A 17,948-nucleotide genomic window follows, 5' to 3' on the forward strand; every position below is an offset into this window, starting at 1 on the left:
CCGCACATGAGGCCGGAACCTGGGAAAACCGCGGGCGGGCCGACCCGCCAAGTCGGGTTTTGGCAGCAAGGTCGGATACCCTAGGCAACCGATGACTGCTCCTCTTGGTCGCTACGACCTCATCGTCGTCGGCTCCGGATTCTTCGGCCTGACGATCGCCGAGCGCGTGGCCACTCAACTCGACAAGCGGGTCCTCGTTGTCGAGCGGCGCCCGCACCTCGGCGGTAACGCCTATTCCGAACCGGAGCCGCAGACCGGGATCGAAGTCCACAAGTACGGCGCGCACCTGTTCCACACCTCCAATAAGAAGGTGTGGGACTACGTGCGGCAGTTCACCGACTTCACCGGCTACCAGCACCGGGTGTTCGCCATGCACAACGGGCAGGCCTACCAGTTCCCGATGGGGCTGGGCCTGGTGTCGCAGTTCTTCGGCCGCTACTTCAGCCCGGAGGAAGCCCGCAAGCTCATCGCCGAGCAGGCGGCGGAGATCGACACCGCCGACGCGCAGAACCTCGAAGAGAAGGCCATCTCGCTGATCGGCCGGCCGCTGTACGAGGCGTTCGTCAAGGGCTACACCGCCAAGCAGTGGCAGACCGACCCGAAAGAACTGCCGGCGGCCAACATCACCCGTCTGCCGGTGCGCTACACCTTCGACAACCGCTACTTCAGTGACACCTACGAGGGCCTGCCGGTCGACGGCTACACCGCCTGGCTGCAGAACATGGCCGCCGACGACCGCATCGAGGTGCGCCTGGACACCGATTGGTTCGACGTGCGCGACGAGCTGCGCGCGGCCAACCCGGACGCTCCCGTGGTGTACACCGGACCGCTGGACCGCTACTTCGACTATGCGGAAGGCCGGCTGGGCTGGCGCACGCTGGACTTCGAGTTGGAAGTGCTTCCGATCGGCGACTTTCAAGGCACCCCGGTGATGAATTACAACGATCCAGATGTCGCGCACACGCGTATTCATGAGTTCCGGCACTTCCATCCCGAGCGCGATTACCCGACCGATAAGACGGTGATCATGCGCGAGTACTCCCGGTTCGCCGAAGACGACGACGAGCCCTACTATCCGATCAATACCGAGGCCGACCGCGCCCTGTTGGCCGCCTACCGGGCCAGGGCGAAGTCCGAGACCGCGGCAGCGAAAGTTCTGTTCGGCGGACGCTTGGGCACCTACCAATATCTGGATATGCATATGGCTATTGCCAGCGCTTTGAGCATGTACGACAACGTCCTTGCGCCACACCTGCGCGACGGCGCACCCCTGACGGCCGAGGCCGCCTCATGACCGCCGTCAGTCTGCTGTCGCGGATCATCCTGCCGCGCCCCGGCGAGCCCCTCGACGTACGCAAGCTGTACCTGGAGGAGTCGACCACCAACGCCCGCCGGGCGCACGCGACCAGCCGCACCTCGCTGCAGATCGGCGGCGAGTCCGAGGTGTCGTTCGCGACCTACTTCAACGCGTTCCCGGCCAGCTACTGGCGGCGCTGGTCGATCTGCTCCTCGGTGGTGCTGCGCGTCGAGTTGACCGGCACCGGGCGCATCGACCTCTACCGGACCAAGGCCACCGGTGCCCGGATCTTCATCGAGGGCCGCGGATTCAGCGGCACCGACGAAAACCCGGCGGTGCTGGAGATCGAGGTCAGCCTGCAGCCGTTCGAGGACGGCGGCTGGATCTGGTTCGACATCACCACCGACACCAAGGTCGCCCTGCTGGGCGGCGGCTGGTACGCCCCCACGCCGGCTCCGGGAAGGGCCAACATCGCCGTCGGCATCCCGACCTTCAACCGCCCTGCGGACTGCGTCAACGCGCTGCGCGAACTCACCGCCGATCCGCTGGTGGACGAGGTGATCGGCGCGGTGATCGTGCCCGATCAGGGCGCCCGCAAGGTGCGTGACCACCCCGACTTCCCGGCGGCCGCCGAGCGGCTGGGCGCCCGTCTGTCTATCCACAACCAGCCCAACCTGGGCGGGTCCGGCGGCTACAGCCGGGTGATGTACGAGGCGCTGAAAAATACCGACTGCCAACAGATCCTGTTCATGGACGACGACATCCGCATCGAGCCGGACTCGATCCTGCGGGTGCTGGCGATGAGCCGGTTCGCCAAGACCCCGATGCTGGTCGGCGGGCAGATGCTCAACCTGCAGGAGCCGTCGCACCTGCACATCATGGGTGAGGTGGTGGACCGCTCGAACTTCATGTGGACCGCCGCTCCGCACGCCGAGTACGACCACGACTTCGCCGAGTACCCCCTCAACGACAACGAGGACAAGAGCAAGCTGCTGCACCGGCGCATCGACGTCGACTACAACGGCTGGTGGACGTGCATGATCCCGCGCCAGGTCGCCGAGGAGCTGGGTCAGCCGCTGCCGCTGTTCATCAAGTGGGACGACGCCGACTACGGCCTGCGTGCCGCCGAGCACGGGTACCCGACCGTCACCTTGCCCGGCGCCGCCATCTGGCACATGGCCTGGAGCGACAAGGACGACGCCATCGACTGGCAGGCCTACTTCCATCTGCGCAACCGGCTGGTGGTGGCCGCGATGCACTGGGACGGCGACGTGTCCGGCCTGGTCCGCAGCCACCTCAAGGCGACGCTGAAACACCTTGCCTGCCTTGAGTATTCGACGGTCGAGATTCAGAACAGGGCCATCGACGACTTCCTGGCCGGCCCGGAGCACATCTTCTCCATCCTGGAGTCGGCGCTGCCGGAGGTGCGCCGGATGCGCGAGGCGTACCCGGACGCGGTGGTGCTCCCCGCGGCCAGCGAGCTGCCCGCGCCGCTGCACAAGAACAAGGTGATGAAGCCGCCGGTGAACCCGGTGGTGATCAGCTACCGGCTGGCCCGCGGAATCCTGCACAACCTCAAGGCCGCCGACCCGGCTCACCACCAGCGTCCGGAGTTCAACGTCCCCACCCAGGACGCGCGCTGGTTCCGGCTCTGCACGGTGGACGGCGTCACCGTCACCACCGCCGACGGCTGCGGCGTGGTCTACCGGCAGCGCGACCGGGCCAAGATGTTCTCGCTGCTGCTGGCGTCGTTGCGCAGGCAGCGCCAGCTGGCGCGCCGTTTCGACGAGATGCGCCGGGTGTACCGCGACGCGCTGCCCGTGCTGTCGAGCAAGCAGAAGTGGGAGATGGTGCTGCCCGTGAATGGCTCGGCCGACGCTGCCGGTGCGGCCCGCCATGGTTGAACCGGCTGAGCCGCCGAGCGGTGAAGTCGCCGCGATGGTGGCTGTCCAGTCGGCATTGACGCAGCGGCCGGGTGTTCTGCCGGCGACCCGTGCCATGTCGTACTTCGGTGAGCACAGCATCGGCTGGCTGCTCATCGCCCTGCTGGGGGCCGCTGTGGATCCGCGCCGGCGCCGGGACTGGGCGCTGGCCGGTGCCGGCACCTTCGCCGCACATGCCGCAGCCGTGGTGGTCAAGCGGGTGGTCCGGCGCAAACGGCCACATCATCCTGCGGTGATGGTCAACGTTGGCACCCCCAGTCAGCTCAGCTTCCCGTCGGCGCACGCCACGTCGACGACGGCCGCTGCGATCCTGCTCGGCCGGGTTACCGGCCTGCCGCTACCGGTGGTGTTGGTACCACCCATGGCGCTGTCACGAATACTGCTGGGTGTGCACTATCCCAGCGACGTCGCCGCCGGCGTTGCTCTCGGTGCCGGGGTTGCCGCAGCAGCCGTCCGGGTGGACAGCGCGGCCCGACAAAGGTGGGTGCGATGAGCGACGATCTGATGGAAGTGAGCGGTCCTCCGAAGAACCTGGTGACCGGGGTGATCAAGGCGGTCCGCCCCCGGCAGTGGGTGAAGAACGTGCTGGTCCTGGCCGCGCCGTTGGCCGCGGCCGGCAGCGGCGACCACACCCGCCCGCGCGATGCCGCCGGCCACGTCGTGCCGTACGACTGGGGCGCCATGGGCGTCAAGGTGGCGATCGCGTTCGTGGTGTTCAGCCTGGCGGCCTCGGCCATCTACCTGATCAACGACGTGCGCGACGTCGAAGCCGACCGCGAGCACCCCACCAAGCGGTTCCGGCCGATCGCCGCCGGCGTGGTGCCCCCGTGGCTGGCCTACACGCTGGCCGTGGTGCTGGGTGCCGCGTCGCTCGGGCTGTCCTGGTGGCTGACGCCCAACCTGGCGGTGGTCATGGCGGTCTACCTGGTGATGCAGCTGGGGTACTGCTACGGGCTCAAACACCAAGCCGTGATCGACATCTGCATCGTGTCCTCGGCGTACCTGATCCGTGCCATCGCCGGCGGCGCGGCCACCGGCATCCCGTTGTCCCAGTGGTTCCTGTTGACCGCGGCGTTCGGGTCGCTGTTCATGGTGGCCGGCAAGCGGTACGCCGAGCTGCAACTGTCCGAACGCACCGGCGCCCAGATCCGCAAGTCGCTGGAGAGCTACACCAGCACGTATCTGCGGTTCGTCTGGACGCTGTCAGCGACGGCGGTGGTGATGTCCTACGGCTTGTGGGCATTCGAGCGTGACCGCTATTCGGGTTCCTGGTTCGCGGTGTCGATGATTCCGTTCACTATCGCGATCCTGCGCTACGCGGTGGACGTCGACGGCGGGCTGGCCGGGGAACCCGAGGACATCGCGCTGCGCGACCGCGTGCTGCAGCTGTTGGCCCTGGCGTGGATCGCAACAGTTGGTGCTGCTGTTGCTTTCGGCTAGCGAAAGATTCAAGGCCCTCCAGGCGGCCGCCCTGGCGCGGCGTCCCGCCGTCCGGCGGGTCAAGTGGCCGGTCTTCCCGTACACCACCACGGTGCGGGTCAGTCTGTGGGTGAGCGTGGCGCTGGTTGCCGTGCTGTTCGGCTGGGGTGCCTGGCAACGCCGCTGGATCGCCGACGACGGGCTGATCGTGCTGCGCACGGTGCGAAACCTGTTGGCCGGCAACGGGCCGGTGTTCAACGCGGGCGAGCGGGTGGAGGCCAACACCTCCACCGTCTGGACCTACCTGCTTTACGTGTGCAGCTGGGTGGGCGGGCCGGTGCGGCTCGAGTACGTGGCGCTGGCCGTGGCCCTGACGCTGTCGGTGCTGGGCGTGGTGTTGTTGATGTTGGGGACGGGCCGGTTGTACGCGCCCAGCCTGCGCTCCCGCCGGGCGATCATGCTGCCGGCCGGTGCACTCGTCTACATCGCGGTACCCCCGGCGCGCGACTTCGCGACGTCAGGCCTGGAGAGCGGTCTGGTGATGGCCTATGTCGGCCTGCTGTGGTGGATGATGGTTTGCTGGGCGCAGCCGTTGCGGGTGCGCCCGGAAAGTTCGTGGTTTATCGGTGTGCTCGCCTTCGTCGCGGGTTGCAGCGTGCTGGTGCGCCCCGAACTGGCGCTGATCGGCGGCGCTGCGCTGATCATGATGATGATCGCCGCCCGCAGTTGGGGACGCCGGGGACTGATCGTGCTGTGCGGCGGATTGCTTCCGGTGGGGTATCAGATCTTCCGGATGGGCTACTACGGTCTGCTGGTCCCCGGTACCGCGCTGGCCAAGGACGCGGCCGGAGACAAGTGGTCACAGGGTTTGACCTATCTCGCGAACTTCAACGCGCCGTACTCCCTCTGGGTGCCGGTCGTGCTGCTGGTGCCGCTGGGGGTCGTGTTGATGCTGGCCCGGCGCCGGCCTTCGTTCATGCGCCCGACGCTGGCACCCGGCTACGGGCGGGTGGCCCGCGCGGTCCAGAGTCCCACCGCCGTGGTGACGTGGATGGTGGTCAGCGGCCTGCTGCAGGCCCTGTACTGGATCCGGCAGGGCGGTGACTTCATGCACGGACGGGTGCTGCTGACTCCGCTGTTCTGTTTGCTGGCGCCAGTGGCCGTTATCCCGGTGGTGATTCCGGACGGGAAAGACTTCTCCAAGGGGGCCGGCTACTGGCTGGCCGGGGGGGTGAGCGCGCTCTGGCTGGCGGTGGCCGGGTGGTCGCTGTGGGCGGCGAATTCGCCCGGAATGGGCGACGACGCCACCCACGTCAGTTACTCCGGCATCGTCGACGAGCGCCGGTTCTACGCCCAGGCCACCGGCCGCGCGCATCCGCTCACCGCCGCGGACTACCTCGACTACCCGCGGATGGCGGCCGTGCTGGTGGCGCTCGACAACACTCCTAATGGCGCGCTGCTGCTGCCGTCGGGCAACTACACGCAGTGGGACCTGGTGCCGATGATCCCGCCCGGTAGCGCCCCGGGCATCCCTGCCGACCAGAAGCCGCAGCACACGGTGTTCTTCACCAACCTGGGCATGGTGGGCATGAACGTCGGGCTCGACGTCCGCGTGATCGACCAGATCGGGCTGGCGAACCCGCTGGCCGCCCACACCGAGCGGCTCAAGCATGGACGTATCGGCCATGACAAGAACCTGTTCCCGGACTGGGTGGTGGCGGACGGGCCGTGGGTGAAGTGGCCGCCGGGCATCCCCGGCTACCTCGATCAGCAGTGGGTTGCCGAGGCCGAGGCGGCGCTGAAGTGCCCTGCGACCCAGGCGGTGCTCAACTCGGTGCGCGCCCCGATGACCCTGCGCCGGTTCTTCTCCAATGTGCTGCACGCCTATGAATTCACGCAGTACCGCATCGACCGGGTACCGCTGTATGAACTGGTCAAGTGTGGCCTCGAGGTGCCGAAGGTGCCACCCACACCACCGCGTGAGTGACGGCTCTCTTGGAAGCGAAATCGGCAGCCGCGGGCGCCGAAGCTCAGAATTTTTTTAAGAATCGCGGCGCGAGGTGTCGGCGCTGTGGATCGAGTGTCGGCCGGAGACCGGCAGCAACATCACAAGTGAGCCGTCACCAGCGTGCACCCGTCACCGGGCACATGCGGAAACGACATTTTCGACGGCCGATCGGCGGGCTGAAACAGCGCGGAAACGTCGCCGGATGGCGCCGCGGGAGGCGTCCCGGAGGAGAGCTGGAGCCTCAAGGTGTGGTTGACTACGGGTGCACTGCAGCGCCGCGTGCGTGCAGTCTGACCCAATTCGGGACACGCCCCAAGCACAGCGATGCGTAAGGATGTGCCCAACAAGGATGAGGATGAGGAAGCAAGGATGAAGCTTGTTGACAGGTTTCGTGGCGCCGTGACGGGTATGCCGCGCCGCCTGATGGTGGGTGCCGTTGGTGCGGCGCTGCTGTCTGGGCTGGTCGGCTTCGTCGGTGGCTCCGCGACCGCGAGTGCGTTCTCGCGTCCGGGGTTGCCGGTGGAATACCTGCAGGTGCCCTCGGCGGCGATGGGCCGCAACATCAAGATCCAGTTCCAGAGTGGTGGAGCCAACTCGCCGGCGCTGTACCTGCTCGACGGCATGCGCGCCCAGGACGACTACAACGGCTGGGACATCAACACCCCGGCGTTCGAGTGGTACAACCAGTCCGGCATCTCCGTGGTCATGCCGGTCGGCGGCCAGTCCAGCTTCTACAGCGACTGGTACAACCCGGCCTGCGGTAAGGCCGGCTGCACCACCTACAAGTGGGAGACCTTCCTGACCAGCGAGCTGCCCGCCTACCTGGCCAGCAACAAGCAGGTCAAGCCGAACGGCAGCGCTGCCGTGGGTCTGTCGATGGCCGGTTCGTCCGCCCTGATCCTGGCGGCCTACCACCCCGACCAGTTCATCTACGCCGGTTCGCTCTCGGCGCTGCTGGACCCGTCGCAGGCGATGGGCCCGTCGCTGATCGGCCTGGCCATGGGTGACGCCGGCGGTTACAAGGCGTCCGACATGTGGGGTCCCAAGGAGGACCCGGCGTGGCAGCGCAACGACCCGTCGCTGCAGGTCGGCAAGCTGGTCGCCAACAACACGCGTCTGTGGATCTACTGCGGCGACGGTAAGCCGTCGGACCTCGGTGGCAACAACCTGCCCGCCAAGTTCCTCGAGGGCTTCGTGCGTACCAGCAACCTGAAGTTCCAGGAGGCCTACAACGGCGCTGGTGGCCACAACGCGGTGTTCAACTTCGACGCCAACGGCACGCACGACTGGCCGTACTGGGGTGCGCAGCTCAACGCCATGAAGGGTGACCTGCAGAGCACGCTGGGCGCGACGCCCGGCGCCGGCCCTGCCACCGCCGCTGCGGTGGGCGTGAACCAGGGCGCCGGCAACTAGTTGCCACTGCGCTGAACAACCGTCTGACGGCGGCGACCCATTCGGGTCGCCGCCGTTGGCGTTAGCTGCCCTTTATCCGGCTACCCTTTATCCCGCGGAGCGGGGTGTGGTTAGCTACCTGCGGGCTAGGTCTTGTCGTGCGCAGCGTCACACCATGGAGGGTGGACATGAGGGGTCTCTCGGTAGTGCTACGGCTGTTGTGCGTTGCCGTGCTGTCAGTGGCGTTCGGGGGCGTGTCGACGTCGCTGGGATCGGCGGGCACCGCGAAGGCGGCCGGGTTCGAGACCCTCATGGTGCCCTCGGGCGCAATGGGCCGCGACATCCCGGTGGCTTTCCTGGCGGGTGGGCCGCACGCGGTCTACCTGCTCGACGCCGCCGACGCCAACCCGGACGTCAGCAACTGGGTGACCGCGGGTAACGCGATGAACACCCTTGCCGGCAAGGGCATCTCGGTCGCTGCGCCGGCCGGTGGGGCCTTCAGCATGTACACCAACTGGGAGCAGGACGGCAGCAAGCAGTGGGACACCTTCCTGTCCAGCGAGCTGCCGGACTGGCTGGCCGCCAACAAGGGCCTGGCGCCGGGAGGGCACGGCGTGGTCGGTGCCTCCCAGGGCGGGTATGCCGCGCTGGCCCTGGCCGCCTTCCACCCCGACCGCTTCGGGTTCGCCGGTTCGCTGTCCGGCTTCCTGTACCCGTCGAACACCTTCACCAACGGCGCGATCCTGGCCGGTCTGCAGCAGTTCGGCGGAGTGGACGGCAACGGCATGTGGGGAGCCCCGCAGCTGGGCCGCTGGAAGTGGCACGACCCGTACGTGCACGCCGCGCTGCTCGCCCAGAACAACACCCGTGTCTGGGTCTGGGCTCCGACCAACCCGGGTGCCAGCAACCCCGCGGCCATGCTCGGTGCCGCCGGTGAGGCGATGGGCAACAGCAAGGCCTTCTACCAGCAGTACCGCGACGTGGGTGGGCACAACGGCCACTTCGACTTCCCGGGCGGCGGCGACAACGGCTGGGGCTCGTGGGCCGGACAACTCGGCGCCATGTCGGGCGACATCGTCGGCGCCATTCGCTGAACCGGACCGGTTCCGCGGGCCGGTACCGTGTAGGGAGTGCAGCAGAGGGCGGTACGTCCGCATCACCACGCTGCGCGGGTGAGTAGGGCGCGAAGGTGCGTTACCTGTTAAGGCACTTGCCCAACCCATTCGCCTGGACCCGAGAGGGTCCTACCGGACTCTGTTAGCGGGAGAAGATGGCCAAGAACAGCGCGCAGCGCAAACGCCGCCGACGGCTCGCCTGGGCGGCCGCCGGCTCGATGGCCCTGGTGGTGGCCCTCGTCATCATCGGCGGGGTGATGCTGTTGCGTCAGCCCAACGTGCCACCGAGCGCGGTGCCGCCGGGTGTGCTGCCTTCGGGTCCCACCACCTCCCACCCCAAGAAGCCGCGTCCGGCATCGCAGGACGCGTCCTGTCCCGACGTGCAACTGATCTCGGTGCCGGGGACCTGGGAGTCGTGGCCGACCGACGACCCGCTGAACCCCACCCAGTTCCCGAAGGCGCTGCTGCTCAATGTGACCGGGCCGGTCAGCCAGCAGTTCGCTCCCGGCCGGGTGCAGACGTACACCGTTCCGTACACGGCCCAGTTCCGTAACCCGCTGAGCGCCGACGGTCAGATGTCCTATAACGACAGCCGCGCGGAAGGCACCCGGGCCACCGTCAAGGCGATGACCGACATGAACAACCGGTGCCCGCTCACCAGCTACGTGATCATCGGGTTCTCCCAGGGCGCCGTCATCGGCGGCGACGTCGCCAGTGACATCGGCAACGGCCTGGGCCCCGTCGATGAAGACCTGGTCCTCGGTGTGACGTTGATCGCCGACGGCCGGCGCCAGGAGAGCGTCGGCAACAACGTCCCGCCGACCCCGCCGGGCGTCGGTGCCGAGATCACCCTGCACGAGGTGCCGGTGCTGTCCGGGCTGGGCCTCACGATGACCGGTGCGCGTCCCGGCGGCTTCGGCGACCTGGACAACCGGACCAATGAGATCTGCGCCGAGGGCGACCTGATCTGTGCCGCACCCAAAGAGGCATTCAGTCCTGCCAACCTGCCGACCACGTTGAACACGCTGGCCGGAGGCGCCGGGCAACCCATCCACGCGATGTATGCCACCACCGATTTCTGGAACTCCAACGGCCAGTCCGCGACCCAATGGACGCTGAATTGGGCCCAGGGCGTGCTGGACAAGGCGCCGCACCCCAAGCACAGCTGACCCCTCGCGGGCGGATTCGATAGGTCGGCTATCAGACACGGCCTCGGTGTGATGGTGGTGGCCGCGATCAGGCGTACCTTGTGATTTGGTCTGCCGCGCCCGGCCCCTTAACATTAAGAGAAAATTAAGAGCATGTGGTTGACCCGGCTGGGTCAAAGTTGGCTGCGACAGGCGCCGGTGCGAAGCGGGCGCTGGTCGCAGCTGGGCTGCGCGCAGATTTTTCAGTCGGCTTGGCCGACGACCAGAGGACTACCGCCGGCGCACGCCGGCACATGGAGAACTACCGCCGGCGCAAGCCGGCACCTAGAAAGTTTGTGACAGGAGAGGGCGTCATGGCTTACCACAACCCGTTCATCGTGAACGGCAAGATCAGGTTCCCGTCCAACACCAACCTGGTTCGTCACGTTGAGAAGTGGGCGAAGGTGCGTGGGGACAAGCTGGCGTACCGCTTCCTGGACTACTCAACCGAGCGCGACGGTATCGAACGCGACATCTTGTGGTCGGAGTTCAGCGCCCGCAACCGGGCCGTGGGTGCCCGGCTGCAGCAGGTCACCCAGCCGGGTGACCGCATCGCCATCCTCTGCCCGCAGAACCTGGACTACATGGTGTCCTTCTTCGGCGCCCTGTACTCCGGCCGGATCGCGGTTCCGCTGTTCGACCCCTCCGAGCCCGGCCACGTCGGCCGTCTGCACGCGGTCCTCGACGACTGCACCCCGTCGACCATTCTGACCACCACCGAATCCGCCGAGGGTGTCCGCAAGTTCATCCGCGCCCGTTCGGCCAAGGAGCGTCCGCGCGTCATCGCCGTCGACGCCGTGCCCACCGAGGTGGCCTCCACGTGGCAGGAGCCCGACGCCGACGAGACGACCACCGCATACCTGCAGTACACCTCCGGCTCCACCCGCACCCCGACCGGTGTGCAGATCACCCACCTGAACCTGCCCACCAACGTGGTGCAGGTGCTCAACGCCCTGGAAGGTCAGGAAGGCGACCGCGGCGTGAGCTGGCTGCCGTTCTTCCATGACATGGGATTGATCACGGTGCTGCTCACGTCGGTGCTCGGCCAGAGCTTCACGTTCATGACGCCCGCCGCGTTCGTGCGTCGCCCCGGGCGCTGGATCCGCGAACTGGCGCGCAAGCCCGGCGAAACCGGCGGCACTTTCTCCGCCGCGCCGAACTTCGCCTTCGAGCACGCCGCGGTGCGCGGTCTGCCGCGCGACGACGAGCCGCCCCTGGATCTGAGCAACGTCAAGGGCATCCTCAACGGCAGCGAACCGGTGTCGCCGTCGTCGCTGCGCAAGTTCTTCAAAGCCTTCGAGCCCTACGGCCTGAAGCCCGAATCGGTCAAACCGTCCTACGGTCTGGCGGAGGCGACGCTGTTCGTCTCGACCACCCCGATGGACGAGACACCCACCGTCATCCACGTCGACCGCGACGAGCTGAACAAGCAGCACTTCGTCGAGGTGGCCGCCGACTCACCGAAGGCCGTCGCGCAGGTATCCGCGGGCAAGATCGGTGTCGACGAGTGGGCCGTCATCGTGGATCCCGAGACCGCCAGCGAGCTGCCGGACGGCCAGATCGGCGAGATCTGGCTGCACGGCAACAACCTGGGCATCGGCTACTGGGGCAAGGAAGAAGAGACCGCCAACATCTTCAAGAACATCCTCAAGTCCCGAGTCAGCGAGTCGCACGCCGAAGGCGCTCCCGACGACGGCCTCTGGGTGCGCACCGGTGACTATGGCACCTACCACAAGGGTCACCTCTACATCGCGGGCCGCATCAAGGACCTGGTCATCATCGACGGCCGTAACCACTACCCGCAGGACCTGGAGTTCACGGCTCAGGAATCCACCAAGGCGCTGCGGGTGGGCTACGTCGCCGCGTTCTCGGTGCCGGCCAACGAGTTGCCGCAGAAGGTGTACGACGACCCGCACGCCGGGCTGAAGTTCGACGCCGAAGACACCTCCGAGCAGCTGGTGATCGTCGGCGAGCGTGCCGCCGGCACCCACAAGCTCGAGTACCAGCCGATCGCCGACGACATCCGTGCGGCCATCGCCGTCGGTCACGGGGTGACCGTGCGCGACGTGCTGCTGGTGCAGGCCGGCTCGATTCCCCGAACCTCCAGTGGCAAGATCGGCCGCCGCGCCTGCCGGGCGGCCTACCTGGACGGGAGTTTGCGCAGCGGCGTCAACTCCGCGACCAGCTTCGCCACCTCTGAGTGATCGACTGAACAAGGTAGCTGATGTCTGACATAAGCCAGGAGAACTCGCCCGCACCCGAGAACCAGGCCGGTATGACGGTCCCCGAGATGCGCAAATGGTTGCGCGAATGGGTTGGCAAGGCGGTGGGCAAGTCACCGGACTCCATCGACGAGTCGGTGCCGATGGTGGAGCTGGGTCTGGCCTCGCGCGACGCGGTCGCCATGGCCGCCGACATCGAGGACCTGACCGGAGTCACGCTGTCGGTCGCGGTGGCGTTCCAGCACCCGACCATCGAGTCGCTGGCCACCCGGATCATCGAGGGCGAGCCGGAATCGGCCGACGATGACGGCGCCGATGCGGCCGACTGGACCCGCAACGGCCCGGCCGAGCGCGTCGACATCGCGATCGTCGGCCTGTCCACCCGCCTGCCCGGGGACATGAACACCCCCGACGAGACGTGGGCGGCGCTGATGGAGGGCCGCGACGCCATCACCGACCTGCCCGAGGGGCGCTGGTCGGAATTCCTGGAAGAGCCGCGGCTGGCCGAGCGGGTCGCCAAGGCCCGCACCCGCGGCGGCTACCTCAAAGACATCAAGGGCTTCGACTCCGAGTTCTTCGCGGTGGCCAAGACCGAGGCCGACAACATCGACCCCCAGCAGCGGATGGCGCTGGAGCTCACCTGGGAGGCGCTCGAGAACGCGCGCATCCCGGCATCCAGCCTGCGCGGCGAAGCCGTCGGCGTGTACGTCGGCGTCACCAACAACGACTACGGCTTCCTGGCTATCTCCGACCCGACCGTGGCGCACCCCTACGCGATCACCGGCAACTCGGGTGCGGTGATCGCCAACCGGGTCTCCTACTTCTTCGACTTCCGCGGACCGTCGGTCATGATCGACACCGCGTGCTCGAGTTCTCTGGTGGCGATGCACCAGGCCGTGCAGGCGCTGCGCAACGGTGAGGCTGACGTAGCGGTCGCGGGCGGCGTCAATGCGCTGGTCACCCCGGCGGTCACCCTCGGTTTCGACGAGATCGGCGCCGTGCTGGCACCGGACGGCCGGATCAAGTCGTTCTCCGCCGACGCCGACGGCTACACCCGCTCCGAGGGCGGCGGCATGCTGGTGCTCAAGCGGGTCGACGATGCCCGCCGCGACGGCGACCAGATCCTGGCCGTCATCGCCGGTAGCGCGGTCAACCACGACGGTCGTTCCAACGGACTGATCGCGCCGAACCAGGACGCACAGGCCGAGGTGCTGCGCCGGGCCTACAAGGACGCCGGGATCGACCCGCGCAACGTCGACTACATCGAGGCGCACGGCACTGGCACCATCCTGGGCGACCCGATCGAGGCCGAGGCGCTGGGGCGGGTCGTGGGCAAGGGCCGTCCGGCCGACCGGCCGGCGCTGCTGGGCGCGATCAAGACCAACGTCGGCCACCTGGAATCGGCGGCCGGCGCGGCGAGCATGGCCAAGGTGGTCCTGGCGCTACAGCACGACAAGCTGCCGCCGTCGATCAACTTCGCCGGCCCCAGCCCGTACATCGACTTCGACGCGATGCGGCTGAAGGTGGTCGACCAGGCCACCGACTGGCCACGCTACGGCGGCTACGCGCTGGCCGGGGTGTCAAGCTTCGGCTTCGGCGGCGCCAACGCGCACCTGGTGGTGCGCGAGGTCTTGCCGCGTGACGTGATCGAGCGTGAACCCGAGGAGCCGGCGGCCGCGCCGCAGGCCGCGGTGGTGTCCGCGGGCGGCGAGCTCACCGAAGGGGTCGGCCATTCGCTGCGCTTCGACGAGTACGGCGAGATCATCGACGACGACGCCCCGGCCGCCAGCGCCGACGACGAGTACGAGCTGCCCGGCGTCACCGACGAAGCGTTGGCGCTCAAGGAAGCGGCGCTGGAAGAGCTTGCCACACAAGAACTTCCGGCCCCGACCATCCCCTTGGTGATCTCGGCCTTCCTCACCTCGCGTAAGAAGGCGGCCGCCGCCGAACTCGCTGACTGGATGGAAAGCCCCGAGGGACAGGCGTCGTCGCTGGAGTCCATCGGCCGCTCGCTGTCGCGGCGCAACCACGGCCGCTCGCGTGCGGTGGTGCTGGCCAAAGACCACGAAGAGGCCATCAAGGGCCTGCGCGCGATCGCCGAGGGCAAGCAGCGGCCGAACGTGTTCAGCACCGACGGCCCGGTGGCCAACGGCCCGGTCTGGGTGCTCGCCGGTTTCGGTGCGCAGCACCGCAAGATGGGCAAGAGCCTGTATCTGCGCAATCCCGTCTTTGCCGAGTGGATCGAGAAGGTCGACGCGCTGGTCCAGGACGAGCTGGGTTACTCGGTGCTCGAGCTGATCCTCGACGACTCGCAGGACTACGGCATCGAGACCACCCAGGTCACCATCTTCGCGATCCAGATCGCCCTCGGTGAGTTGCTCAAGCACCACGGCGCCAAGCCCGGCGCGGTGGTCGGGCAGTCCCTCGGTGAGGCGGCGTCCGCGTACTTCGCCGGTGGTTTGTCGCTGCGCGACGCCACCCGGACCATCTGCTCGCGCTCGCACCTGATGGGTGAGGGCGAGGCGATGCTGTTCGGCGAGTACATCCGGTTGATGGCACTGGTGGAGTACTCCGCCGACGAGATCAAGACGGTGTTCTCCGACTTCCCCGACCTGGAGGTGTGCGTCTACGCCGCACCCACCCAGACCGTCATCGGCGGGCCGCCCGAGCAAGTGGACGCGATCATCGCCCGCGCGGAATCCGAGGGCAAGTTCGCTCGCAAGTTCCAGACCAAGGGCGCCAGCCACACCCAGCAGATGGACCCGCTGCTCGGTGAACTGGCCGCCGAGTTGCAGGGCATCAAGGCGATGAGCCCGACCTGCGGGATCTACTCGACGGTGCACGAGGGCCGCTACATCAAGCCCGGCAGCGAGCCGATCCACGACGTCGACTACTGGAAGAAGGGACTGCGGCACAGCGTCTACTTCACCCACGGCATCCGCAACGCCGTCGACAGCGGGCACACCACCTTCCTCGAGCTCGCCCCGAACCCGGTGGCGCTGATGCAGGTCGGTCTGACGACAGCTTCGGCGGGTCTGCATGACGCCCAGCTGATCCCGACGCTGGCCCGCAAGCAGGACGAGGTCGAGTCGATGATCTCGACCATGGCGCAGCTGTTCGTGCACGGCCACGACCTGGACGTGCGGACTCTGTTCACCCGGGCTGCCGGCCCCGAAGATTACGCGAACATTCCGCCGACCCGGTTCAAGCGCAAAGAGCACTGGCTGGACGCGCATTTCGCCGGGGATGGCTCGATCTTGATGCCGGGTTCCCACGTAGCCCTGCCCGACGGCCGCCACGTGTGGGAGTACAAGCCGCGGGAAAAGACGCCCGATCTCGCGGCGCTGGTCAAAGCCGCCGCTGCGGCGGTGCTGCCGGACGCTGTGCTGACCGCATCCGAGCAGCGCGCGGTGCCCGGCGAGGGCGCCCGGCTCGTGACGACGCTGACCCGTCACCCGGGCGGCGCGTCGGTGCAGGTGCATGCCCGCATCGACGAGTCATTCACCCTCGTCTATGACGCGCTGGTCGCTCGCGGCGGCACCGAGGCCGTATTGCCGGTGGCTGTGGGCGCCGGCACGGCGATTGCGGCGGGGGAGTCCGCCTCTCCCGCGGTGGCCGCCGTCGAAGAGGACGACGCCGAGACGCTGTCGGACAGCCTGACCAACCGCTACCTGCCGTCGGACGTCGGCCGGTGGTCTGCGGACTCCGGCGAGACCATCGCCGAGCGGCTGGGCACCATCGTGGCGGCGGCCATGGGTTACGAGCCCGAGGACCTGCCGTGGGAGGTGCCGCTGATCGAGCTGGGACTGGACTCGCTGATGGCGGTGCGGATCAAGAACCGCGTCGAGTACGACTTCGACCTGCCGCCGATCCAGCTGACCGCGGTGCGCGACGCCAACCTGTATGCCGTGGAGAAGCTGATCGAGTACGCGATCGAGCACCGCGACGAGGTCGAACAGCTGCACGAGTACCAGAAGACCCAGACCGCCGAGGAGATCGCGCGGGCGCAGGCCGAGTTGCTCAGCGGCGCGTCACCGGCGAGCCTGGGGGCGCCGGCGCCCGATCCGCAAGCGGAGCCGCAAACTCAGGCGGAGCCGCAGACGCTGGCGGAGCCGTCGGACGCAGCGCCCGCGGAGGCGGCGATGCCGCCGTCGGACGTGCCGATTCCGCCGCCGCCGACCAACCCGGCCGGCCCGGGCACCAACGGCGCCGCCGGCAACGGGGAGAAGCCGACCGCTGGTGCGCTCAGCCAGGAGGCCGTCGCCAAGGCGCTCAACTCCGACGTCCCGCCCCGCGACGCAGCCGAACGAGTCGTCTTTGCGACCTGGGCGATCGTCACCGGCAAGTCGGCGGGCGGCATCTTCAACCCGCTGCCCAAGCTGGACGACGAGAAGGCCGCCAAGATGGCCGAGCGGCTTTCCGAACGCGCCGAAGGGCCGATCACCGTCGAGGACGTGCAGAGCTCGCAGACCATCGAGGAGTTGGCCGAGAAGGTGCGCAACTACCTCGAGGCCGGTGTGATCGACGGCTTCGTGCGCACGCTGCGGCCCCGCCAGGAAGGCAGTTCACGGACACCGGTGTTCGTGTTCCACCCGGCCGGTGGCTCCACCGTGGTCTACGAGCCGCTGCTCAACCGGTTGCCGGCGGACGTGCCGATGTACGGCTTCGAACGGGTCGAGGGGACGATCGAGGAGCGCGCCGCGCAGTACGTCCCGAAGCTCATCGAGATGCAGGGCGACGGGCCCTACATCCTGGCCGGATGGTCGCTGGGCGGGGTGTTGGCCTACGCCTGCGCGATCGGATTGAAGCGGCAGGGCAAGGACGTGCGCTGGGTGGGTCTGATCGACGCGGTGCGCGCCGGTGAGGAGATCCCGCAGACCAAAGAAGAGGTCCGCAAGCGCTGGGACCGGTACGCCAAGTTCGCCGAGAAGACCTTCAATGTCACCATCCCGGCGATCCCGTACGAGCAGCTCGAGGAACTCGACGACGACGGCCAGGTGCGATTCGTGCTGGATGCCGTCAGCCAGAGCGGCGTGCAGATCCCGGCCGGGATCATCGAGCACCAGCGCACGTCCTACCTGGACAACCGCGCGATCGACACCGCCGAGATCCAGCCCTTCGATGGGCATGTCACGCTCTACATGGCCGATCGCTACCATGACGACGCGATCATGTTCGAGCCGCGGTACGGCATCCGCAAGCCGGATGGCGGCTGGGGTGAGTACGTCGCCGACCTCGAGGTCGTGCCGATCGGTGGTGAGCACATCCAGGCCATCGACGAGCCGATCATCGCCAAGGTAGGCGAACACATGAGCCGCGCGCTGGACGACATCGAAGCTGAACGCGCTAGTGAGGTGGGGTAGTA

Annotated in this window: 10 protein-coding genes; all 10 read left to right on the forward strand. The window is 67.8% G+C overall.

All coding sequences use genetic code 11. From position 1 onward, the window contains the following. The first annotated feature begins 91 nt into the window (after positions 1–91). The 10 genes from glf to pks13 all read left to right on the forward strand — a co-directional run bounded on the left by glf (position 92) and on the right by pks13 (position 17,946). Positions 92–1,294 (forward strand): UDP-galactopyranose mutase, encoded by a 1,203-nt coding sequence (gene glf, locus QXK92_RS26390; RefSeq protein ID WP_306246720.1) that lies wholly within the window; start codon positions 92–94, stop codon positions 1,292–1,294. Beyond that, positions 1,291–3,201: a glycosyltransferase gene (locus QXK92_RS26395; protein ID WP_306246722.1), complete on the forward strand. Its 1,911-nt coding sequence runs from the start codon at positions 1,291–1,293 to the stop codon at positions 3,199–3,201. The genes glf and QXK92_RS26395 overlap by 4 nt, the downstream gene beginning before the upstream one ends. Then, on the forward strand, positions 3,194–3,733 hold the full coding sequence (locus QXK92_RS26400; RefSeq protein ID WP_306246723.1) for a phosphatase PAP2 family protein: 540 nt from the start codon (positions 3,194–3,196) through the stop codon (positions 3,731–3,733). Before QXK92_RS26395 ends, QXK92_RS26400 begins: the two co-directional genes overlap by 8 nt. Next, positions 3,730–4,680, forward strand: a complete 951-nt coding sequence (locus QXK92_RS26405; protein ID WP_306246725.1) for a decaprenyl-phosphate phosphoribosyltransferase — start codon at positions 3,730–3,732, stop codon at positions 4,678–4,680. The genes QXK92_RS26400 and QXK92_RS26405 overlap by 4 nt, the downstream gene beginning before the upstream one ends. Further along, the gene (gene aftB, locus QXK92_RS26410) at positions 4,667–6,646 is read left to right on the forward strand and encodes a terminal beta-(1->2)-arabinofuranosyltransferase (RefSeq protein ID WP_371934618.1); all 1,980 of its coding nucleotides are present in this window, start codon (positions 4,667–4,669) and stop codon (positions 6,644–6,646) included. The genes QXK92_RS26405 and aftB overlap by 14 nt, the downstream gene beginning before the upstream one ends. A 390-nt stretch (positions 6,647–7,036) precedes the next feature. Beyond that, positions 7,037–8,080: a diacylglycerol acyltransferase/mycolyltransferase Ag85A gene (gene ag85A, locus QXK92_RS26415; protein ID WP_306246729.1), complete on the forward strand. Its 1,044-nt coding sequence runs from the start codon at positions 7,037–7,039 to the stop codon at positions 8,078–8,080. Between the two features lie 167 nt (positions 8,081–8,247). Further along, positions 8,248–9,153 carry an alpha/beta hydrolase family protein gene (locus tag QXK92_RS26420; RefSeq protein ID WP_306246731.1) on the forward strand — a complete coding sequence of 302 codons (906 nt, stop codon included), beginning with the start codon at positions 8,248–8,250 and terminating at the stop codon, positions 9,151–9,153. A gap of 176 nt (positions 9,154–9,329) precedes the next feature. Next, on the forward strand, positions 9,330–10,343 hold the full coding sequence (locus QXK92_RS26425; RefSeq protein ID WP_306246733.1) for a cutinase family protein: 1,014 nt from the start codon (positions 9,330–9,332) through the stop codon (positions 10,341–10,343). 332 nt (positions 10,344–10,675) lie between these two features. Next, positions 10,676–12,565: a long-chain-fatty-acid--AMP ligase FadD32 gene (fadD32, locus tag QXK92_RS26430; RefSeq protein WP_306246735.1), complete on the forward strand. Its 1,890-nt coding sequence runs from the start codon at positions 10,676–10,678 to the stop codon at positions 12,563–12,565. A gap of 20 nt (positions 12,566–12,585) precedes the next feature. Then, on the forward strand, positions 12,586–17,946 hold the full coding sequence (gene pks13, locus QXK92_RS26435; protein WP_306246737.1) for a polyketide synthase Pks13: 5,361 nt from the start codon (positions 12,586–12,588) through the stop codon (positions 17,944–17,946). Positions 17,947–17,948: the final 2 nt, after the last annotated feature.

This window comes from Mycobacterium sp. TY815 (assembly GCF_030755135.1).
Taxonomy (GTDB): Bacteria; Actinomycetota; Actinomycetes; order Mycobacteriales; family Mycobacteriaceae; genus Mycobacterium.